This window comes from Oscillibacter ruminantium GH1 (assembly GCF_000307265.1).
Lineage (GTDB): Bacteria > Bacillota > Clostridia > Oscillospirales > Oscillospiraceae > Oscillibacter > Oscillibacter ruminantium.
The window spans coordinates 277,883-300,325 of record NZ_DF158896.1 but is presented as its reverse complement, the minus strand read 5'-3'; the positions used below and the strand labels follow the sequence as shown (position 1 = coordinate 300,325).

The 22,443-nt window shown below is 58.3% G+C and carries 18 protein-coding genes and 1 other annotated feature; of the genes, 14 read left to right on the top strand and 4 right to left on the bottom strand.

The window, feature by feature from the left end; translation table 11 throughout:
- The first annotated feature begins 331 nt into the window (after positions 1 to 331).
- The 5 genes from ON16_RS01515 (at position 332) to ON16_RS01495 (ending at position 8,292) form a co-directional block, all read left to right on the top strand.
- Positions 332 to 1,051, top strand: a complete 720-nt coding sequence (locus tag ON16_RS01515; protein WP_040658803.1) for a DUF5714 domain-containing protein — start codon at positions 332 to 334, stop codon at positions 1,049 to 1,051.
- Positions 1,052 to 1,199: 148 nt separating this feature from the next.
- Positions 1,200 to 2,474: an adenylosuccinate synthase gene (locus ON16_RS01510; protein WP_040658802.1), complete on the top strand. Its 1,275-nt coding sequence runs from the start codon at positions 1,200 to 1,202 to the stop codon at positions 2,472 to 2,474.
- Positions 2,475 to 2,539: 65 nt separating this feature from the next.
- The gene (purB, locus tag ON16_RS01505; RefSeq protein WP_040658800.1) at positions 2,540 to 3,958 is read left to right on the top strand and encodes an adenylosuccinate lyase; all 1,419 of its coding nucleotides are present in this window, start codon (positions 2,540 to 2,542) and stop codon (positions 3,956 to 3,958) included.
- A 265-nt stretch (positions 3,959 to 4,223) separates the two neighbouring features.
- Positions 4,224 to 4,465, top strand: a binding site (T-box leader).
- Positions 4,466 to 4,536: 71 nt separating this feature from the next.
- Positions 4,537 to 6,117, top strand: coding sequence for an asparagine synthase B (gene asnB / locus ON16_RS01500; RefSeq protein WP_040658798.1), 1,581 nt, complete (start codon positions 4,537 to 4,539; stop codon positions 6,115 to 6,117).
- Positions 6,118 to 6,201: 84 nt separating this feature from the next.
- Entirely contained in the window at positions 6,202 to 8,292 is a 2,091-nt protein-coding gene (locus ON16_RS01495; RefSeq protein ID WP_040658796.1) for a glutamine synthetase III family protein, read from the top strand.
- Between the two features lie 108 nt (positions 8,293 to 8,400).
- Here ON16_RS01495 and ON16_RS01490 read toward each other — a convergent pair whose 3' ends face one another.
- The 3 genes from ON16_RS01490 to ON16_RS01480 form a co-directional block, all read right to left on the bottom strand.
- Positions 8,401 to 9,090, bottom strand: a complete 690-nt coding sequence (locus ON16_RS01490; protein WP_040659793.1) for an LrgB family protein — start codon at positions 9,088 to 9,090, stop codon at positions 8,401 to 8,403.
- A complete protein-coding gene (locus ON16_RS01485; RefSeq protein WP_040658795.1) occupies positions 9,090 to 9,452 on the bottom strand; it encodes a CidA/LrgA family protein in 363 nt (120 codons plus the stop codon). Before ON16_RS01485 ends, ON16_RS01490 begins: the two co-directional genes overlap by 1 nt.
- Before the next feature lie 161 nt (positions 9,453 to 9,613).
- Positions 9,614 to 10,969 (bottom strand): acetyl-CoA hydrolase/transferase family protein, encoded by a 1,356-nt coding sequence (locus ON16_RS01480; RefSeq protein ID WP_051131462.1) that lies wholly within the window; start codon positions 10,967 to 10,969, stop codon positions 9,614 to 9,616.
- Positions 10,970 to 11,182: 213 nt separating this feature from the next.
- Here ON16_RS01480 and ON16_RS01475 point away from each other — a divergent pair, with 213 nt between their 5' ends.
- From ON16_RS01475 to aroQ, 9 genes are all read left to right on the top strand, one after another.
- A complete protein-coding gene (locus ON16_RS01475) occupies positions 11,183 to 11,749 on the top strand; it encodes a zinc dependent phospholipase C family protein (protein WP_040658793.1) in 567 nt (188 codons plus the stop codon).
- Positions 11,750 to 12,058: 309 nt separating this feature from the next.
- Positions 12,059 to 13,072 carry a 3-deoxy-7-phosphoheptulonate synthase gene (aroF, locus tag ON16_RS01470; RefSeq protein ID WP_040658791.1) on the top strand — a complete coding sequence of 338 codons (1,014 nt, stop codon included), beginning with the start codon at positions 12,059 to 12,061 and terminating at the stop codon, positions 13,070 to 13,072.
- A gap of 4 nt (positions 13,073 to 13,076) precedes the next feature.
- Positions 13,077 to 13,913: a prephenate dehydrogenase gene (locus ON16_RS01465; protein ID WP_040658789.1), complete on the top strand. Its 837-nt coding sequence runs from the start codon at positions 13,077 to 13,079 to the stop codon at positions 13,911 to 13,913.
- A gap of 314 nt (positions 13,914 to 14,227) precedes the next feature.
- Complete coding sequence (aroB, locus tag ON16_RS01460) at positions 14,228 to 15,301, top strand: 3-dehydroquinate synthase (protein WP_040658787.1); 1,074 nt, start codon at positions 14,228 to 14,230, stop codon at positions 15,299 to 15,301.
- Positions 15,301 to 16,530 (top strand): 3-phosphoshikimate 1-carboxyvinyltransferase, encoded by a 1,230-nt coding sequence (locus tag ON16_RS01455; RefSeq protein WP_040658786.1) that lies wholly within the window; start codon positions 15,301 to 15,303, stop codon positions 16,528 to 16,530. The genes aroB and ON16_RS01455 overlap by 1 nt, the downstream gene beginning before the upstream one ends.
- The gene (gene aroC / locus ON16_RS01450) at positions 16,520 to 17,599 is read left to right on the top strand and encodes a chorismate synthase (RefSeq protein ID WP_040658784.1); all 1,080 of its coding nucleotides are present in this window, start codon (positions 16,520 to 16,522) and stop codon (positions 17,597 to 17,599) included. The genes ON16_RS01455 and aroC overlap by 11 nt, the downstream gene beginning before the upstream one ends.
- Positions 17,600 to 17,613: 14 nt before the next feature.
- Complete coding sequence (locus tag ON16_RS01445) at positions 17,614 to 18,750, top strand: bifunctional chorismate mutase/prephenate dehydratase (protein ID WP_040658782.1); 1,137 nt, start codon at positions 17,614 to 17,616, stop codon at positions 18,748 to 18,750.
- Positions 18,751 to 18,754: 4 nt separating this feature from the next.
- A complete protein-coding gene (locus ON16_RS01440) occupies positions 18,755 to 20,008 on the top strand; it encodes a shikimate kinase (protein ID WP_040658780.1) in 1,254 nt (417 codons plus the stop codon).
- Positions 19,980 to 20,405, top strand: coding sequence for a type II 3-dehydroquinate dehydratase (gene aroQ / locus ON16_RS01435; protein ID WP_040658778.1), 426 nt, complete (start codon positions 19,980 to 19,982; stop codon positions 20,403 to 20,405). The genes ON16_RS01440 and aroQ overlap by 29 nt, the downstream gene beginning before the upstream one ends.
- Before the next feature lie 294 nt (positions 20,406 to 20,699).
- Here aroQ and ON16_RS01430 read toward each other — a convergent pair whose 3' ends face one another.
- Positions 20,700 to 22,439, bottom strand: a complete 1,740-nt coding sequence (locus ON16_RS01430) for a carbon starvation CstA family protein (RefSeq protein WP_040658775.1) — start codon at positions 22,437 to 22,439, stop codon at positions 20,700 to 20,702.
- Positions 22,440 to 22,443: the final 4 nt, after the last annotated feature.

Sequence of the window (22,443 nt, the reverse complement as noted above, 5' to 3'; positions counted from 1 at the left end):
AGCGGAGGAGAAAGCGATGGTCTGTCTGTAAAGCGGCCGACATCCGGATAGTTTGCCAAAGGCGCAGAGCGCCGTTGTAGTAAATGATATCCATCTGCAAAATAGCCGCTCATGGTTATTCTACCACGAACATTGTCTTTTGAAAAGCGCACTTCCTCTTTTTTACCGGAAAGCGCGTCGGAACGGTTGACTTCCCGGCCGGAGCCGGATACAATTTTGATATCAGCGCATTATCCGACCACTTGTTTCCCATTTTAGGCCGTCGGCGTGGTTTTTTTCTCGCGCCGGACTGGCACAGCCGGAAAACCATATTTGACGAGGGGGCCGAACCATGTCGAGAACGCCCAATGCCTGTCTGCTCTGCGGTGCGCCGCTGCGGTATTACGAACGGGAGCGGGAATTTGAATGCGCCGTCTGCCACAAGCATTTTCCCGCCAACGCCGATTGCGAAAACGGACACTTTGTCTGCGACGGGTGCCACGAAGCGCAAGGCGTGGCTGTCATCCGGGAGGTCTGCCTTTCCAGCTGCGAGCGAGATCCCGTGGCTCTCATGTACTCCATCATGGAATTACCCGCCATTTATATGCACGGCCCGGAGCACCACATTCTGGTGGGCGCGGCGCTGTTGAGCGCCTATCGCAATTCCGGCGGAGCGTTGGACTGGCCGGATGCGCTGGAGGAAATGATCCGCCGCGGGCAAAAAGTTCCCGGGGGAACCTGCGGCTTTTGGGGCTGCTGCGGAGCAGCGGTATCCGCCGGGATGTTCGTCAGCATCGCCGCTGGAGCCACGCCCCTGTCCGGCGAGGCTTGGGGCCTTGCCAACCGCATGACGGCGCTGGCGCTGGACCGCATCGGATCGCTTGGCGGGCCGCGGTGCTGCAAGCGGGATTCCTTTACCGCCGTTTTGGCGGCAATTGAATTTTCCGAGCAACATCTGGGCGTGCGCATGGAGGCACCGGAACAGGTGACCTGCTCCTTTTTTCCGGAAAACGCCCAGTGTTTGGGGCGGCGGTGCCCCTATCATCCCCGGAACACAAAATACGTCCAGTAAACGCGGTATTTGTAAAATTGATATTCGACATTAAAAACGAATCCTTTACTTATGCCCGTTTCACCTGTATAATTAATAAGGTTGTGGGTCTTCACTGAAGAAGATTTTCCCCAACCAAAACGAATGAAACTTTTGGGAGGCTGGCGCTATGGCTAACTGCGCGATTGTAGGCATCAACTGGGGCGACGAAGGAAAGGGTCGGATGGTGGACCTCATCACCGACCAATACGACGTGGTCATCCGCTATCAGGGCGGCGGCAACGCCGGACACACCGTGATGAACGAGTTTGGCAAGTTTGCTCTGCACCTGCTGCCCTCCGGCATCTTCCGCAAGGGCGTGGTCAATATTCTGGGCAACGGCGTGGCCGTGGACTGTGAGAGCCTGTGGTCGGAGATGGAGGACGTGCGCGCCAAGGGCGTTTCCATTACACCGGAAAACCTGAAGATCAGCGACCGGGCCTCTTTGCTGCTGCCTTGGCACCGTCTGCTGGACGGGCTGGAGGAAGCCCGCCTGAAGGACAAGAAATACGGCTCCACCAAGCAGGGCATTGCCCCCTTCTATTCCGATAAGTTCCAGAAGAAGACCATTCAGGCCGGGGAGCTTTTGTATCCCGAGCACCTGAAGGCTCACCTTGCCGACCTTCTGGAGTGGAAAAACCTCACCATTGAAAAAGTATATGGTGCAAAGCCCTATACCTTGGATGATTTAATGGCGTGGGTGAACGATTTCGGCGAAAAACTGAAGCCCTTCGTGTGCGACACCGGCGCATTTTTGCGTCAGGCCCAGAGCGAGGGGAAGAAATTCCTGTTTGAAGCCCAGTTGGGCTCTCTGCGGGATCTGGACTACGGCATTTACCCCTACACCACCTCCTCCAACGCCATCGCGGCCTATGCCCCCGTTGGTTCCGGCGCGCCTTGGGCGAAGATTGACGAGGTCGTGGGCGTGGTAAAGGCCTATTCCTCCTGCGTGGGCGAGGGTCCTTTCACCTGCGAGTGGTTCGGCGACGAGGCTGAAAAGCTGCGGGAAGCCGGAAATGAGTACGGCGCGAAGACCGGACGGCCCCGCCGGGTCGGCCCTATTGATCTGGTCGCCACCCGCTACGGCGTGGAGGTTCAGGGCGCCACCAACATTGCCCTGACCAAGCTGGATGTGCTCAGCTATCTGGATAAAATCCCCGTGTGCTCCCACTATGAGTTGGACGGCAAGCAGACCGACGCATTCCCCTTCCCCGCCGTTTTGGCTGACGCAAAGCCGGTGACGGAATATGTGGACGGCTGGAAGTGCGACATCTCCGGTGTGCGCAACTGGGACGATCTGCCCAAGGCCGCCCGGGATTATGTGGAGATGGTGGAAAAGGCCATCGGCTGCCACATCGGATATGTCTCCGTGGGTCCGGAGCGGGACTCTATCATCCTTCGATAACGCGCTTCAAGAGGGGCTTTGCCCCTCTTGTTCCGCTTCATCACGAAACAGAAAGAGGTTGACCTATGTCCAAAGATCATTATGAATCCCCGCTGGCGTCGCGGTACGCCTCGGAATATATGCTGCATTTGTTCTCCCCCGACACAAAGTTCCAGACTTGGCGGAAGCTCTGGGTGGAGCTGGCCCGGGCAGAACACGAGCTGGGACTGCCGGTAACGGCGGCACAGGTGGAGGAGCTTTCCGCTCACATCTCCGACATCGACTATGACTGCGCCGCCAAGCGGGAAAAGGAAGTCCGCCACGACGTGATGGCTCACGTCTACACTTATGGACAGGCCGCGCCCTCCGCCGCAGGCATTATCCATCTGGGCGCAACCAGCTGCTATGTCACCGACAACGCCGACCTCGTGATCTATCGGGACGGGCTGAACTATCTCCGGGGCGAGTTGTGTGCGGTGCTGCGGAATTTGGGCAAGTTCGCTGAAACCTACAAGGCCATGCCCACTCTGGGCTACACCCACTATCAACCCGCGCAGCTGGTCACCGTGGGTAAGCGGGCCACCCTCTGGATGCAGGATCTTCTGGCCGATCTGGAAGAGCTGGACTTTGTGGTGGACAACATGAAGTTTTTGGGCTGCCGGGGCACTACCGGCACGGAGGCCAGCTTCCTTGATCTGTTCGAGGGCGACGGGGCCAAAATCGACGAGATGAATCGCCGCATCGCCGCCGCATTTGGCTTTGACAAGTGCTTTGCCGTGTGCGGTCAGACCTATCCCCGAAAGTTTGACAGCCGAGTGCTGAATGTCCTCTCCTCGATTGCGCAGAGCTGCTATCGGTTCGCAAACGACCTGCGGCTTTTGCAGCACGACCGGCAGCTGGAGGAGCCTTTTGAAAAGAATCAGATCGGTTCCTCCGCCATGCCCTACAAGCGCAACCCAATGCGCTCCGAGCGCATCTGCTCTTTGAGCCGTTATCTGATGGCGGATGCCATGAACGCCTCCATGACCGCCTCCGTCCAGTGGCTGGAGCGGACGCTGGACGACTCCGCCAATCGGCGCATCAGCCTTCCCGAGGGCTTTCTCTGCGCCGATGCGATTTTGCGCCTGATGACGAACGTCACCGACGGGCTCCACGTCAACGAGAAAATCGTGGACCGGACGGTGCGGGAGTATCTCCCCTTTATTTCCACGGAGAATTTGATGATGGAGGCTGTGAAGCGGGGCGGAGACCGCCAGCAGCTCCACGAGATCATTCGGGAAAACTCCATGGCCGCCACCGCCAGAATGAAGCAGGGTGAGCCTTGCGACCTGATGGAGCGGCTGACCAAGGAGCCGGCATTCAAGATGACCCCTGCGGAGATTGAGGCTATTTTGGACCCAAAGCTCTACATTGGCCGCTGCCCCGCTCAGGTGGACGCATTTTTGGCGCAGGCTCGCCCCGTGTTTGCGGGCGCGTCGGCGGAAAACGTAGAGATCAACCTTTAATTGTCCGGGCGGACCGGCTGTGCCGGTCCGCCCCCTTTATCTCCACAGAGGGAAGCTTTTTTTCATTCAGCTGCACAAAGTACCCCGTCCGGCAACATCCGTCCGCCATCCAGCGCACTTCTTTGTGGATTATGACACCGCAATTAGAAAAATTGCAGAAATCCGCTATGGATATTCGTCTATTTTGACGTTGACAGTCCGCCCCGCGAATGATAAACTTTCACCATCGAATCCAAAAGGGTCGTACCAAACAATTGAAACATCGGCAATGGCGTTGATGGAGAAAAGTACCGCGGAAAATCGGTCAAAGTGAGCAGGCGGCAGTGGAAAGCCTGTACAAGAGTCCGCGCGAAGAACACTCCGGAGCTGCGATCTGAACGCGGGATTCCCGCTAATAAGAAAGACGAGTTGCGATCGTTATCTCGCACGGGCTTGTTGGAGCCTTGAAGGTGACTGTTTTTACAGTAAGTTAGGTGGCACCGCGGATAGCAGCTATTCGTCCTAAAATTTTAGGATATAGCTGCGTTTTTATACCCTCTCCCAGCGAGAGGTAAAAAAATCCGGAGGTGCTTTTATTTATGTGTTCCATCATGGGTTTTTCCAGCAAAGTGCTGACACAGGAAGAGCTGCGCGTCTATTTTGACCGCACCCTTTCCCGCGGCCCCGATATGAGCCGCATCGTTGAGACAAAATCCGGCTATCTCTGCTTCCACCGTTTGGCCATTATGGGGCTGAACGAGGCGGGGATGCAGCCCTTCGAGCTGGAGGGGGATTGCGTGGTCTGCAACGGCGAGATTTACGGGTTCCGCCCTCTCCGCCGCCAACTGAGCGAGCACTATGCGTTCAAGAGCGAGAGCGACTGCGAGATTCTGCTCCCCATGTTCCATGAATACGGTCTTTCCATGTTCTCCCGGTTGGACGCGGAATTCTCCATGATTATCTACGATTCCATGACCGACTCTCTGATTGCTGCCCGGGACCCCATCGGCATCCGCCCCCTGTTCTACGGGTACGATGCGGTTGGTTCCATCGTCTTCGCCAGTGAGGCGAAAAATTTGATCGGTCTATGTGACGAGGTCTGTCCCTTCCCTCCCGGCTGCTACTATGCCTACGGCAAATTTATCCGGTACGCCGACATCACCAGCGTGAAATCCTACACCCGGGACAATCTGGAAACCACCTGCAAAACCATCCGCAACAAGCTGATTGCCGCCGTGGATAAGCGGCTGGATGCGGACGCCCCGCTGGGCTTTCTCCTTTCCGGGGGCCTTGATTCCTCTTTGGTTTGCGCCATCAGCTCCGTGGTTTTAGGTAAGAAGATTCGGACCTTTGCCATCGGTATGGACAAAGACGCCATCGACCTGAAGTACGCCCGGGAGGCCGCCGATTTCATCGGATCGGACCACACCGAGATTTATATGACCCGGGACGATGTAATCAAGGCACTCCCTGATGTAATCGCCCTTTTGGGCACTTGGGACATCACCACCATCCGCGCCAGCATGGGCATGTACCTTTGCTGCAAAGCCATCCACGAGCAGACCGACGTTCGGGTTCTGTTGACCGGCGAGATTTCCGACGAACTGTTCGGCTATAAATACACGGATTTCGCCCCCTCCGCCGCGGCGTTCCAGCAGGAATCCAAAAAGCGGGTTGATGAACTCTATATGTACGACGTGCTCCGGGCCGACCGCTGCATCTCCGCCAACTCCATCGAGGCCCGCGTCCCCTTTGGCGATCTGGACTTCGTTAAGTACGTGATGGGCATTGACCCCGCCATGAAGCTCAACACCTATGACATGGGCAAGTACCTCCTGCGCCACGCCTTTGAAAAGGACCATCTGCTGCCGGACGACATTTTGTGGCGGCAGAAGGCAGCCTTCTCCGACGCCGTGGGCCACTCCATGGTGGACGATTTAAAGGCCTATGCCTCATCGGTATATACCGATGAGGAATTTGACTGCAAGCGCCGCAAATACGACCATTGTATGCCTTTCACGAAGGAGAGCCTCCTTTATCGGGAGCTGTTTGAACAGTCCTATCCCGGTCAGGCCAAAATGATCAAGGATTTTTGGATGCCAAACAAGACTTGGGAGGGCTGCAATGTGGATGACCCCTCTGCCCGCGTCCTTTCCAACTACGGCCAGAGCGGCAAATAAGGATATTCCGGGATTTCCGGCTCCCGATCTCGGCGATTATAATTGTGATAATGTCATCAGACAGAAAATAGGAGGATGAATGATATGATTACCACCCCGACTACCATGCCCGAACTGTTCGGCAGCCTCGTCTTTAACGAGGAGACGATGCAGCAGCGTCTGTCTCCTGCTTCCTACGCGGCCTGGAAAAAGTGCATTACCGACGGCACCTCCTTGGACATCTCCATCGCCAATGAGATTGCCGAATCCATGAAGCAGTGGGCCGTGGAGCATGGCGCAACCCACTTTACCCACTGGTTCCAGCCCATGACCGGGGTGACCGCCGAGAAGCACGACAGCTTCGTCTCCCCCATCGGCGGCGGAAAGATCGTGATGGAGTTCTCCGGCAAGGAACTGGTCCGGGGTGAGCCGGACGCATCCTCCTTCCCCTCCGGCGGTCTGCGGGCCACTTTTGAGGCCCGTGGTTATACCGCTTGGGACCCCACCTCCTTTGCTTTCATCAAGGACGGCAGCCTTTGCATTCCCACGATTTTCTGCTCTTATTCCGGCGAGGCGCTGGATAAGAAAATGCCGCTGCTGCGCTCCATGGACGAGGTCAGCCGTCAGGCCGTCCGCATCTTGCGTCTGTTCGGCGATACGGAAACTAAGCGCGTCATCCCGCAGGTAGGGGCGGAGCAGGAATATTTCCTGATCGACAAAGAGGGCTATAAACAGCGCGAGGACCTGCGGATGTGCGGCCGGACACTGTTCGGCGCCAAGCCCCCCAAGGGGCAGGAGCTGGAGGATCACTATTTCGGAGCCATCCGTCCCCGGGTTGCCGCCTACATGCAGGAGCTGGACGAGGAGCTGTGGAAGGTCGGCGTTCTCTCCAAGACCAAGCACAACGAGGTGGCTCCCTGCCAGCACGAGATGGCCCCCATCTATACCGACGCCAACACCGCCTGCGACCACAATCAGCTGGCCATGGAGCTGATGAAAAAGGTTGCCGACCGCCACGGTCTGGTCTGCCTGCTCCATGAAAAGCCCTTCGCCGGTGTGAACGGTTCCGGCAAGCACGACAACTGGTCCTTGAGCACCGACTCCGGCAAAAACCTTCTGAAGCCCGGCTCCACCCCCAGCCAGAACGCGCAGTTCCTGCTGTTCTTGGCCGCTTTTATTAAGGGAGTGGACGAATATCAGGACTTTTTGCGTGCCACCGTTGCCTTTGCGGGCAACGATCACCGTCTGGGCGCGCAGGAAGCGCCTCCCGCGGTGGTGTCCATTTTCTTGGGCGATGAGCTGAACGCCGTTGTGGAATCCATCATCAACGGCACGAAGTATACCGACGCGGGCAAGCGGACGCTGGAAGTGGGCGTGGATGTGCTCCCCTCCATTCGGCAGGACAATACCGACCGCAACCGCACCTCTCCCATGGCCTTCACCGGCAACAAGTTTGAATTCCGGATGCTGGGTTCCTCCCAGTCTGTCTCCGGCCCCAATATCGCGCTGAACACCATGATGGCAGAACAGCTGGAGGAGTTTGCCGACCAGCTGGAGAAGGCCAAGGACTTCACCGGCGAATTGCAGGCTCTGATCCGCAAGACCCTCACCGAGCATCAGCGCATTATTTTCAACGGCAACGGCTATGAAGACGCTTGGATCAAGGAGGCGGAAAAGCGGGGTCTTTCCAACCTGACCTCCACTGCCGACGCCCTGCCCGCCTATACCGCCAAGAAGAACATCGACCTGTTCACCAGACACGGCATCTACACCAAGAGCGAGATCGAGGCCCGTGCCGAGATTCACATGGAGAACTATGTCACCACCCTCACCATTGAGGGCAACACCATGGTGGATATGATCCAGCATCAGATTCTCCCCGCCGTCAGCAACTACGCCGACCATCTGTGCCAGCGGATCTATCACAAGGACGCTTCGGGCGTGTCCTGCAAGTTTGAAACCGTCACGGCTAAGAAGATCGCCGATCTGACCGACAAGCTGATGGATGCCGCGGAGAAGCTGGAACAGGATCTGAGCAAGGTTCCCAGCGAATCCAGAAAGGCCATGGACTACATCCACAAAACTCTGCTGGGCGACATGTCCACCGCCCGGAAGCTGGCCGACCAACTGGAGACTGCCACTGCCAAGGAATATTGGCCCTTCCCCGTGTACAGCGATCTGCTGTTCTATATGTAATCAAATTTCCTCCGGGTGCGCAGATTGCGAGAGCAAGCGCAGAAATCGGCGCACCGGCGCAAAAAGCCCCCTGACGCGATTGCGTCAGGGGGCTTTTGGACGGAAAAGTTAGGGCAGCAGGTCAAAGATCAGCGACAGCAGCGAGGTGAGCAAGCCGCACAGTCCGATGGCAAGGCCGCTCATGGCCCCCTCCGTCTCGCCCAATTCCAGCGCCTTGGCGGTTCCCATGGCGTGGCTGCACGCACCGATGCCCAAGCCCGCCGCCAGCGGCTCCCGCACGCGGAACAGCCGGATCATCAGCGGAGCGCACAGATTTCCTATAATTCCGGTGAAGCACACCGCCGCCACCGCCAGAGAGACGATTCCGCCATGACCGCCAGCCACCGCCGCGGCGATGGGTGTGGTAACGGATTTTGGCAGCAGGGACATGGTCAGTTCCCGGTCCAGCCCAAACAGGCGGCACAGGCCGTATACACAGCCGATAGAGGTGACGGTTCCCACCGAACAGCCCACCACCACAGGCAACCAATATTTTTTCAAAAGGTCGATCTTCATATAGATCGACACGGCGAGACAGGCCGTGGCAGGCCCCAGAAACAGGTTAATCAGGCTTCCGCCCTGATAATAATTTTCATAGGGAATCTGCAAAACCGTCAGCGTCAGGATCACCAGCACCACCGCGATCAGCATTCCGTTGCAGATCACCTTGTTCACTTTTTTCTGGATAGCCATGCCGATCCAATAGGCCGCAATCGTCAGCGTCACACCGAAAAGCGGCGAGGAGGTCAATTCCATCATCATTTTCGGTTCCTCCTGTCGATCAGCTTCATCGTCAGCTGCACGGCCCAAGCGGTAGCGGCAAAGGTAGCTATCATGCTGACCACACAGACCACCAAAAACGCGGTGGCGTTGCTCAAAACAGTCTCTTTATATTGGATGATGCCCACGGTGGCGGGAATGAAGAAAAAGGGGAGGTTCCCCAGCAAAAAATCGGACTTCTCCCGCACATGATCCACCTTCACAACTCTCACCAGCAGCAAAATCAGCAAAAGCACCAGTGCAATGACGCTGGATGGGAAGGTAATGGGCAGCAGCTTTTCAATCAGCAGACTGATCCAGCACAAGCCGAAGAGAATCGCCACCTGCTTTAAAATTTTCATAGGAACCGACCTTTCTCTTTAAAGTAATGCAATGTTTCTATTTTACGGTCGATTCCGGGGGAATGTCAAACGGAACCGTGGTCTTCCCGTTCATTTTCAGCGGAAAGCACAGAGCCTTCCCCACAATGCAGGAAGGCTCTGTGCTGTTTGCCACTGCCGCGTCAAAACGGCATGGATTTTTTCAGTTCCTCCCGAAAATCCGGGTGTGCAATGGAAATCAGCGCCTTGGCCCGCTCCAGCGTACTCTTGTAGCGCAGATCCGCCACGCCGTATTCCGTCACCACATACTGCACAAAGGTGCGGGGCGTGGTGACCGCCGCGCCGAGCGCCAGCGTGGGGACGATTTTGGAACGAAGTTGCCCGTCCCGATCCCGATAGGCGGATCGCAGCGCGATCACGCTTTTGCCACCCCGGGACCACTGGGAGCCGATCACCCATTCCAACTGTCCGCCGGTACCGGAATACTGCTTTGCACCCACAGTCTCGGCGTTGACCTGTCCCGTGAGGTCAATCTCCATGGCGTTGTTGATGGAGACTACCTTGTCGTTTTGGCAGATGTTGCGCGGTTCGTTGGTCCAGCTGACTTCCTTCAGGCAAACAGCCGGGTTATCCGCCGCAAAGCGCCACAGCGCTTTGTCTCCCACAATATGACTGGTGACCAAGCGGCCGGGCAGCAGCTGTTTCTTCGCCCCGGTGATGACCCCCTTTTCCACCAGTTCCATCACGCAGTTGGTCAAAACCTCCGTGTGCAGGCCCAGATCCCGCTTTCCCGCGTGGGCAAGGCACGAGCCTACGGCGTTGGCAAGACCCCCCAGTCCAAACTGGACACAGGCTCCGTCCGGCACCATCTCCGCGATATATCCGGCGATGGCCTGATCCGTCTGGTCGGCGGGGGCCACGGTGGATTCTGTGAGAAGAAAATCATCCTCAATAATCCCATCTACCTCGGACACATGGATCAGCGCGTGTTCCTCCCCATCGCTGCAAATGTACGGCAGATTCCGGTTCACCACAACGATCAGCCGGACATCGGGCCGCTCAAAGACGCACCGGTTCAGCGTCCCGCTCCAAAGGCTCCGACTCATCCATCCTTCGGCGTTGGGCGGTGACACGGCCGCCACCACCGTCTTGGGGCTTCGGGACGCCATCCAGGCCCCGGTCTTACCCAGATGCGCGGGCACAAAATGCAGGTTGCCCTGCGCCGCGAATTTGCGCTCCAGCGTAAAGAAATCCGAATTGCACGTCACATGATCCCGGCAGTCCGGACCCATCAATGCCGTGGGGTGGAGCATGAACAGCGCGTCCAGCTCAATGTGCCCGTTTTCCCGAAGCAGACGGTTTGCCAGCGCCGCGTCAAATTTCTCCGGCCAGTTGGACGCTCCGCTGATGGCAATGGGACCGTCAAGGGAAACTTGAGCGGCAGCTTTCTCCGCATCGGTCAACAGCGCCTGATACTGGGCCTTCCAGTCCATCTGCCCCGTCAGGCGGCCCCGGCGCGTGGGTTGCAGTTCTTTCACGGCTCTTCCTCCTTTTGTGGTATGACAACAAGTCCCGTTGTATGATGTTTTTATCATAGCATGGGGCTAAAAAAAGCGCAAGGCAAAAAAATCGCTGAAATTCACACTCTTTTAAGATTTATACACTTGTAATTCAAACGGCATCCGTGATATAGTGAAGGCACTTTTCAGGAGGCGTGCTTTTTCGCCGCCATCCCAAACAGGAGGTACACTTTGCAGAAACGCAGTCATAAGCTCTTGGCGTCCACTCTGCTGGAGGCTCAGAACGGATTTCAGCGAAAACGATTTGAACTCGCTTTTCTGTTCGGCTCTTTTCAACCGGACTGTAACCCCCTCTCTTATCTGAAAGGATCTATTCGCAGCTATACGTTTCGCGGACATAATTATACAAATTCCGACCAGTATATTGCCAGCCGCATCGGGCGGCTCCAGCACCGGAATAAAAACTGGACCTGCTGGCAGTATTATACGCTGGGCAAGCTCACGCACTATCTGGCGGACGCTTTTACCTATCCCCACAACGAGAACTACCCCGATTCCCTGATGGAGCATCGGCGGTATGAAGACGCGCTGCGGGAATATCTCAGCTCTTATCTAAAGGTCTGGGGGTTGCGCCCCGCTCACCCCGCCGGTGAGGATTTGGCGGACTGCCTGCAAGCCTTGCACCAGCAGTATATGGATGCCGGAGCGGACATGCGCCGGGACGTGCGCTATATCATTGAGGCCACAAGCCTGCTGATGAGCGGCGTTTTGCCGGAACCGATTCTGGCAGCAGTTTGATGGATTTGTCCAATTTTTAGTGGTGTATTTGTAATTATTTGGCTATTTTGCCCCTGTTCTTTTAACATCGGGCATGGTATGATCTCAGTAATTTAAAGCATCACAATGAGGAGACTATTTATGTCCACTTTCACTTTTGCAGCTGAATACCGTTACTTTAGCTTTACCTATTATTTTGGTAAGGCTTATTTTGGTTGGGCTGAAAACGAGTGTTTGTGCGACTGATATTGTCAGGAACTATCAGTACATGACGACCCGCAGCCAACCGGCTGCGGGTCTTTTTTGTACCATTTTTAGGAGGAAAACGCTATGATCGTCATTCTCAAGAGCAATCCCAACCGCGAACAGTTGGAGAGTCTTATCAATTGGCTTCAGGAAAAAGGCATCACCATCCACACCAGCATCGGCGAGTCCCACACCATTTTAGGTCTGGTGGGCGACACCTCTCAGCTGGACATCGACCTGATCGCGGCGTTGGACATCGTGGACGACGTGAAGCGGGTGCAGGAGCCTTACAAAAACGCCAACCGCAAATTCCATCCCGAAGACACGGTGGTGAAGGTGCGAGACACCCAGATCGGCGGCGGCACGCTCACGATTATGGCGGGGCCTTGCTCTGTGGAAAGCGAGGAGCAGGTCGTTTCCATTGCCAAAGCCGTGAAGGCCAGCGGGGCCACCATGCTCCGCGGCGGCGCGTTCAAGCCCCGCACCTCTCCCTACTCCTTTCAAGGTCTTGGCGCGCAGGGACTGGAATTTCTCAAGGTCGCCCGGCAGGAAACGGGTCTGCCCATCGTCACCGAACTGATGGATATCTCCCAAATCCCGCTGTTTGACGACGTGGACGTGATTCAGATCGGCGCACGGAACATGCAGAATTTCAACCTTTTAAAAGAAGTCGGCAAGCTGGATAAGCCCATTATGATCAAGAGGGGCATGTCTGCCACCTATGAAGAGTGGCTCATGAGCGCTGAATACGTCATGGCCAGCGGCAACCAGGACGTGATTCTCTGCGAGCGGGGCATCCGTACCTTTGAAAGCTACACCCGCAACACTCTGGATCTGGCCTGCATTCCCGTTTTGCGCAAGCTGACCCACCTGCCTATCATCATCGACCCCAGCCACGCCACCGGCAAAAGCTGGCTGGTGGACCCCTTGGCGGTGGGCGCGGTAGCCACCGGAGCGGACGGTCTTTTGATCGAGGTTCACAACGACCCGGCCCACGCTTTGTGCGACGGCGCACAGTCCCTTAAGCCCGAGGCGTTTGACACGCTGGCAAAGAAGCTGCTCAAGATGCATAACTTCTGTGCCGCCTTGGAGGGCTGAGGCCATGAACGTTGGCATCATCGGTCTGGGCCTGATCGGCGGGTCCATGGCAAAAAGTGTGAAGGCCCGCACGGCCCACACCGTTTGGGGCCTTGACACAGACGCCGAAACCATGACGCTGGCCCGCATCTGCGGCGCCATTGACGGAACGCTGACCGACGAGAACCTGCCTCAGTGTGATCTGATTCTGGCCGCCGTCCGTCCCGGCGCGGCGATTGCGTGGGTGGAGACGCACGCAGAGAAAATTGCAAAGTCCGCCATTTTGGTGGATCTCTGCGGGGTGAAGCGGGCAGTCGTCGAAAAAATCGCACCCATTGCGGAAAAACGCGGCTTCGCCTATATCGGCGGGCATCCCATGGCGGGCTTGGAACGGGGTGGTTTTGTCAATTCCAGCGCCGGTCTTTATGACGGGGCCTCCATGATCCTAACACCCGATAAGAGGACGGACATGCAGCTGCTGGAAACGTTGAAAGCCTTCTTTTTGGATATTGGCTTTGCCAATCTCACCTTCTCCACCCCTGACGAGCACGACCGCATCATTGCCTACACCTCTCAGCTGGCTCACATCTCTTCCAGCGCATACGTGAAGTCGCCGGAGGCGCAGAAGCGCCGGGGATTTTCTGCCGGGAGTTTCCGGGACATGACCCGGGTGGCTCGGCTGGACGAGGCCATGTGGACCGAATTGTTTTTGGACAACGCGGATTACCTCACGGAGGAATTGGACATTCTCATTGAACACCTGAATCAATATCTGGGCGCTTTGCAGAGCCGGGACGCGGAAACGCTGCGCAGTCTCCTGAAAGAGGGCCGGGATCGGAAGGCGACCGCAGGCGGCAATTGAGAGAGCCGCAAGCTCCATATCCCTCGCTTTGGCCCGATGGGCCATAGCTCCCTCTTTTCGCGGCGTCTCTCTCTTCCGGTGCAAACGCTTTGCTGGTTTGCCCCGGAGCTAGGACGGGGGATGCGTTCCGCAAGCTCCATATCCCTCGCTTTGGCCCGATGGGCCATAGCTCCCTCTTTTCGCGGCGTCTCTCTCTTCCGGTGCAAACGCTTTGCTGGTTTGCCCCGGAGCTAGGACGGGGGATGCGTTCCGCAAGCTCCATATCCCTCGCCATTGCGAGGAATCCAAAACATTTTAAACGACGGGAGGCCGTTATGGCAAACACCATCCGAACCATACCGATCAAAACACACCCGGACTACACCGTCTCCATCGGCCCGGGGCTTCTGGGCCGATGCGGAGAGCTGATTGCCTCCGCACTGCCCCCCTGCCGCGTGGCCGTGGTGACGGACAGCAACGTTGCAAAGCTCTATCTGCCCCAAGTGACGCAGAGTCTTCAGGCGGCGGGGTTTTCCGTCTGTACCCACGTTTTTTCCGCCGGGGAGGCGCACAAAAACCTCTCCACCCTCTCTGAGGTATTGGAGTTTCTGGCGGAGGAGCAGCTCACCCGCAGCGACTGCGTGGCGGCTCTGGGCGGCGGTGTGTGCGGCGATATGGCGGGCTTTGCTGCGGGCTGCTATCTGCGGGGCGTGAACTACGTTCAGCTTCCCACCACGCTGCTCTCCGCGGTGGATTCCTCCGTGGGCGGCAAAACCGCCGTGGACCTTCAGCATGGGAAAAACCTGGCGGGACTTTTTTTGCAGCCCTCCGCCGTTGTCTGCGACACGGACTGTCTTAAAACCCTTCCCCCGCTGGAGCGGGCGGACGGAGCCGCTGAGGCCATCAAGACCGGCGTTCTTTCGGACGAGGGACTGTTTTCCCTGTTTGACACGGACGATTTCACCGCCGACCTCGGAGAGATTGTGGCGCGGTGCATTGCCTTCAAAGGCTCCGTGGTGGAGCAGGACGAGCTGGACAACGGTCTTCGACGGACGCTGAATCTGGGGCATACCGCCGGTCACGCCATCGAAAAGTGCAGTGCTTACGCCATCCACCACGGGCACGCCGTGGCGGCGGGTCTTGCAATCATTGCCCGGGCGGCAGAAGCGCTTGGTTGGACAGAAGCGCCCTGTGCGGCGCGGATTTGCGGCGTGCTCAGGCGCAACGGACTTCCCACCGGAACGGAGTATTCCCCCGCGCAGCTGGCGCAGGCGGCGCTGGCGGACAAAAAGCGCCGGGGCGGCGAAATATCTCTGGTGATTCCCCGAAAAATCGGAACGTGCGAGATGAAGACCGTCCCCGTCGGGGAGCTGGAGTCCATCTTCGCCGCTGGGTGGGAGGACCGCTGATGGACATCCGCATCAACCCCAAGCCCCTTGGCGGCACGGTAACGCCGCCAAGCAGCAAATCCATGGCCCACCGCCTGCTGATCGCCGCCGCGCTGGCAAACGGCGTGAGTACCGTGTGCAATGTGGCCCTTTCTCAAGACATTGCCGCCACGCTCCGGTGCGTGGCGGCTCTGGGCAGCACATGGGAGCAGCCAGAGGCAGGCGTGATCCGCATCCGGGGAATCGGCGGAAAGCTGCCGAAGCGAAATAGTCCGCTGCCCCGCTTTGACTGCGGGGAATCCGGTTCCACGCTGCGGTTTTTGATTCCCATTGCCCTTGCGACAGCGGGAGGCGGGGTCTTCACCGGACAGGGCCGATTGATGGAGCGGCCTCAGCAGCCCTATTTCGACCTGTTTGATGAACGGGGCATTGTTCACGAATGGAACGAGGGCGTGCTGACCGTTCAGGGTGCTTTGCCCAGCGGAGAATATCGGCTTCCCGGCAATGTTTCCAGCCAGTTTTTCACGGGTCTTTTGTTTGCTCTGCCTTTGCTTGCGGGGAACAGTACGCTGGTAAGCACCACAACGCTGGAGTCCTCCGGCTATATTTCCATGACGTTGGAGGCGCTTCGCGCCGCCGGAATCACGGCGGTGGGCCGCCCTGAACAGGGCCTCTATCAGGTGCGTTCCGGCGCCTATCGGCCCTTTAACGCCACGGTGGAGGCTGACTGGTCTCAAGCCGCTTTTTGGTACGCTGCAAACGTTTTGGGCGGCGATCTCCAAATTAACGGGCTGAACGCCTGCTCCGCGCAAGGCGACATGGCTGTGTCGGAATACGCCCGCACCCTGTCCCGCCCCGGCGACGTCTCCATCGACGTATCCGGCTGCCCCGACCTTGTCCCGCCGCTGGCGGTGATGGCGGCCGTGCGTCAGGGTACTACCCATTTGACCAACGCTGCCCGGCTCCGGCTGAAGGAGAGTGACCGGCTGAAAACCACCGCCGCCATGCTGACCGCCTTGGGCGGCGATGCGGAAGAGGGAGCGGACAGTCTTATGATTCGCGGCGTCCCTCATCTTTCCGGTGGCACGGTGGACGGAGCCAACGACCACCGCATCGTTATGGCCGCGGCGATTGCCGCCACCCGCTGCGCCGGCCCCGTCACCATTTTGGGTTCCGAGGCGATCAACAAGTCCTATCCCTCGTTTTTTGAAGACTATCTCGCTTTAGGAGGTGACGTACATGGCGTCTGAATTTGGAAACAACCTGCGCGTCAGCATTTTCGGGCAATCCCACGGCGCGGCCATCGGCGTGGTGGCAGACGGTCTGCCCGCCGGCGAGTCCGTCAACATGGATGAACTGGCTCATTTCATGGCGCGCCGCCGCCCCGGAAAGAACGCGCTTTCCACCGCGCGGCAGGAGACGGATATCCCCGCCTTTCTTTCGGGACTTCAGGACAACGTAACCTGCGGCTCTCCGCTGTGTGCAGTCATCGAAAACCGGGATCAGCACTCCGGGGACTATGCCGCGCTGTCGGATACCCCCCGTCCCGGCCACGCGGACTACACCGCATGGGTTAAATGGGGCGGCAAGGCGGACATGCGGGGCGGCGGGCATTTTTCCGGCCGTCTCACCGCGCCGCTGTGCGTGATCGGCGGGATCGCCAAGCAGATTCTGGCTCGGCGGGGCGTCTACGTGGGTGCGCACCTGCTCTCCGTGGGCGAGGAGGGCGACATTCCCTTTCCCTCCCGGCCCACATCGGCTCTTTTTGAAGAGGTTTCCGCAAAGTCCTTTCCCGTGCTGGACGACGTGTGCGGTGAACGGATGAAAGGCGTGATCATGGCCGCGTCTCAAGAGGGAGACAGCGTTGGCGGCGTGGTAGAGTGCGCGGCAGTCGGCCTGCCCGCGGGCCTTGGCGAGCCGATGTTCGGCGGAATGGAAAATCGTCTGGCTGCGGTGCTGTTCGGCATCCCCGCCATGAAGGGGCTGGAATTCGGCGCGGGGTTCGAGGCCGCAGCCCTGCGGGGCAGCGTTAACAACGACCCCTTCTGCATCCGAAACGGACGAGTGGAAACCACCCGGAACCGCTGCGGCGGAATTTTGGGGGGCATCACCAACGGGATGCCTTTGACACTGCGGGCGGCGTTCAAGCCTACGCCCTCCATCGCAAAGCCCCAACAGACCGTGCGTCTGAGCCGCATGGAGGAGACGGAGCTGGTCATCTCCGGGCGACACGACCCCTGCATTGCCCACCGGGCCGTTCCGGTGGTAGAGGCCGTGGTCGCCACAGTCCTGCTGGACATTTTACTGGATGAAAATTAAAAGGAGGCCCACATATGGAACTTTCTGAGATTCGGGAAAAAATCGACACGGCGGACGAGGCCCTGCTGAAGCTGTTTTTGGAGCGCATGGCTCTCTCTGAGGACGTTGCCGCCGCCAAGGCTGAACAAGGACTGCCCATCTCCAACCGGACGCGGGAACGGGAGATTCTGGCCAAGGTAACCGCAGAGGCCGGAGACAAGGAGCGCTACGCCTATCACCTCTTCACCACACTGTTCCACCTTTCCCGTGCGCGGCAGGCGGAACTCACCGGCGCGCCCACGCAGGTGGCGGCGCGGGTGCGGGCCTCTTTGGAAGCAGGGGGCGAGGTCTTCCCCCAGACGGGTCTTGTGGCCTGTCAGGGCATGGAGGGCGCCAACTCTCAGGCCGCCTGCGACCGCCTTCTGCCTCGGGGCAACATCGTCTATGTGAAGAGTTTTGAGGCGGTGGTTTCCGCCGTGCAGTCCGGGTTGTGCAAGTTCGGTGTTCTTCCTATTGAAAACAGCTCCAACGGCTCGGTTCGCGCAGTATATGACCTGCTGCAAACCAAGCACCTCTCCATTGTCCGCAGCACCCGCCTTTGCATCCGCCACGAGCTGCTGGGCCTTCCCGGCGCAAAACTGGAGGATCTGACGGAAATTTACTCCCACCCGCAGGCCATCGGCCAGTGCGGGCATTTTCTGGAGAGTCTTTCCGGCGTACGAGTGATTCCCTGCGACAACACCGCCTCCGCCTCCCAGATGGTGTCCCAGTGCAAAGACCCCCATGTGGCAGCTTTGTCCTCTCATGCCTGCGCGGAGCTGTACGGCCTCAGCGTTTTGAAAGAGGATGTGCAGGACAGCGACAACAATTACACCCGCTTCATCTGCGTCACCAAGGACCCCGCCATCTACGCGGGTGCCAGCCGGATCAGTCTGATCTTCGCCTGCGACAACAAGCCCGGCGCACTGTATGACATTCTCTCCAAGCCCGCGGCTTTGGGCATCAACATGACGAAACTGGAAAGCTGCCCCGTCACGGGCCGGAATTTTGAGTTCATCTTCTTCATTGAGCTGGAGGCCGATTTGAAGGATCCGGGCGTTCTGCCCATGCTGGAGGAGATGGAGCGCTCCTGCCAGAGCTTCCACTTCCTGGGCAACTACGCGGAAGTGTGAGCCGATGCCGGAGAAGATTTACGGCCTGCTGGGCCGAACGCTGGGCCACAGCTGGTCCGTTTCCATCCACGCGGCGGTGGGCAATCAGGGCTATCGATTGATCGAGTTGGAGCCGGAGGAGCTTCCCGCCTTTTTGGCACGCCCCGATATCGGCGGACTGAACGTCACCATTCCTTACAAGCGGGACGTGATGGCTTACTGTGACGTGATCGACCCTGCCGCACAGGCCATCGGCAGTGTGAATACGCTGGTGCGCCGTCCGGATGGAAAACTCTACGCTTGGAACACGGATATCTCCGGCTTTTTGTACATGGCTCGCCGGGCGGGCGTGGAGATGAAGGACCGTAAAGTGATGATCCTTGGCAGCGGCGGAACCTCTCTTACGGCGCAGGCGGCAGCTCGGGCCTGCGGCGCGCGGGAAATCGTGGTCGTCTCCCGCCACGGCGCGGATAATTATGACAATCTCAGCCGCCATGGCGACGCAGAGATCGTGGTAAACACCACGCCGGTGGGCATGTACCCTCACACCGGAGAATCTGCCGCCGATTTGACAAGGTTTCCCGCCTGTCAGGGCGTGCTGGACGTGGTGTACAACCCCCGGAGGACGGCGCTGCTGCTTCAGGCGGAGGCGCTGGGCCTTCCCTGCTCCGACGGGCTGCCCATGCTGGTCTTTCAGGCCACGGCGGCGGAGGAGTATTTCTTCGACCGGAAAATAAATCCTGCCGAAAACGAGCGCATTTTGGCTCTTTTGCGCCGAGAGATGGAGAACATTGTTTTAATCGGGATGCCCGGCTGCGGAAAATCCACCGTGGGTGCGGAATTAGCCGCCTTGACCGGGCGGGGGGCGGTGGACTTGGACGCGGAAATCGTGAAGACCGCCGGAAAGTCCATTCCCGATATTTTTGCACAGGACGGCGAACCCGCTTTTCGGGCTCTGGAGCAGCAGGCGGCAGAGCGATTCGGAAGGGAGAGCAAGAAAATTCTGATCTGCGGCGGTGGGATTGTAAAGTCCCCTCAGAATTACGGATTCCTTCACCAGAACGGCCGAATTTACCAGCTGGATCGCTGCCTTGAAAAGCTCCCCACCGACGGTCGTCCCCTGTCTCAAGGGGCAGACCTCGCCACTATGGCGGCGGAGCGCGCCCCGCTGTACCGGCGGTTCCGGGACGCATTGATTGACAACAACGGCGCGCCTCAAGACGCCGCCGAGCGGATTTGGAGGGATTTTTGTGCGGATACTGATTCTCAACGGACCTAATCTGAACATGCTGGGGATCCGGGAGCCGGAGATTTACGGGCACGAAACCTATAACGATCTGTGCTCCATGATCCAGAAGGAGGCGAGTCACCTTGACGTGGGTGTGGAGTTTTACCAGTCCAACCACGAGGGGGGACTGGTGGACGCCATCCAGCGGGCCTATGGGATGATGGACGGTATTGTGATCAATCCCGGCGCTTACACCCACACCAGCGTAGCCCTGCTGGACGCGGTGAAGGCCGTTGGCATTCCCACGGTGGAGGTTCATATCTCCGACCCGGACACCCGAGAGGATTTCCGCAAAATCTCTTACATTCGTGCGGCCTGCGTCAAAACCATCAAAGGCCACGGCCTTTCCGGCTATGTGGAAGCGCTGCGGTTCCTCTGCGGTAAATAAACCAGTAACCATGAAACCCCGGACCCTCGTCTTGCGGCGAAGGTTCGGGGTTTTTGCGCCAGTTTTCGGTTCGGTTCGTTTTTGGACCGAAGCCGCTTCGCGTCCGCAGACAGGGCAAAAGAAATCATCCCTGTTTTCGGGTAAGCAGTGCCTTCCGTTTGGGCCCCTTCTCTATTTGCCGGGTTCCATCATTCGGTCCCTCATCATCAGTATGCAGGCATCAAAAAAGTCCACCCCGGCTTAAGCCGGGGCGGACTTGCTGACAGCGGTAATCAGGGAACCATCAGAGCCTAATTACTTCTTAGACTCAGCAGGCTTCTTGCTGGTCAGGGTCTTCCAACCCTCAACCACCAGAATGAAGGCCAGCACAAACAGCACTGCGGAGAACAGCACCTGCAGCACGTCGGCAGGCACAGTGGGAACCTCGGGGGGATTCATCAGCCGACCGAGTTTCGTCTTGAAGGTAATGGCCAGAGAAGTCAAAGTTGCGAGCAGCATGAAGACCATGGGGATATAGAACATCTTGTTGTTCTTGCCCACGTTGCCCAGCCATGCGGCACAAGCCAGCAGAGCCAGAGCAGCCAGCAGCTGGTTGGCAGCGCCGAACAGCGGCCAAATCTTGTCGTAACCGCCCAGCATCAGCATACCGCCCAGAATGACGGTAATGAGGGTGGAGACAAAGGGATTGGAGATCAGCTTCTTGAAGCCGGTGAGGTTCTTGACATCCTCGCCCTCGTCCACGAAGAACTCCTGCAGCATGTAACGGGCCAGACGAGTGGCAGTATCCAGAGAAGTCAGGCAGAAAGCGGACACAGCCAGAATCAGCACGGAATACATCACATCGTAGGGCATGCCAACCTTAGTCAGCATGAATGCAACGCCGGTAGCAAACACGGCGGTGGGAGAGCCGGAGGGCATACCGCTCTCAGCAAGAGCCATGCTGCTGCCCACAGAGGCCAGCGCATCGCTGTTGCCAAACAGAACGCCCACGCAGATCAGGGAGATCACAGCCAGACCGCACTCGATCAGCATGCCGCCGTAACCAATGGCCATGGCGTCCTTCTCGTTGTCCAGCTGCTTAGCGGTGGTGCCGGAGCCCACCAGAGAGTGGAAGCCGGAGATTGCGCCGCAAGCCACAGTGATGAACAGCACGGGGAAGAGCTGGCTGTTGCCGTTGATGCCGCTAAAGCCCGTGGCCGCAGGCAGAGCCATGGAGGGATGAGCCACCAGAATGCCGATAAAGGCCAGCGCGATCATGCCGTACAGCAGGAAGCTGTTCAGGTAGTCACGGGGCTGGAGCAGAATCCACACAGGGGTGACGGAAGCGATCAGAATGTAAGCCAGAACGAACACGTTCCAGAAGTTGGCACCCATGTGAATGGGGAAGTTGTAGCCCAGCACAATGCACAGCACCAGCGCGGCAACGCCGATCACCGTGGACACGCCCAGAGGCGCGTTGCGGCGATAGACAAAGAAACCGAACGCGACAGCCAGCACGATGAACAGCAAGGAGATGGAAGCGGTGCGACCGTTGGCGATGTTATAAGCGTCGCTTCCCGCAGCGCCGGAAGCGAAGGTGCCCACCACGATGGAGCCGAAAGCAGCAACCACCAGCAGCAGAGTCAAATAAGCGAACACCAGGAACAGCTTCTTGCCCCGGCGGCCGATGTTGACCTCAATCACATGGCCGATGGACTTGCCCTCGTGACGGATGGAGGAGAACAGAGCAGCAAAGTCATGCGTGGCGCCGAAGAAGACGCCGCCGACGAGGATCCACAGCAGGACGGGGACCCAGCCGAACACAGCTGCCTGAATGGGGCCGTTGATAGGGCCTGCGCCGGCGATGGAGGCGAAGTGATGGCCCAGCAGGACGGGGGCCTTCGCGGGGCAGTAGTCGAGGCCGTCGGCCAAGGTGTGGGCCGGGGTCTCGCGAGAGGGATCAACACCCCATTCTTTTGCCAGCCACTTGCCATAGAACAAGTAACCGCAGACAAGAACAACGATGCTGATCAGCAGGATAACCAGTGAGTTCATACAG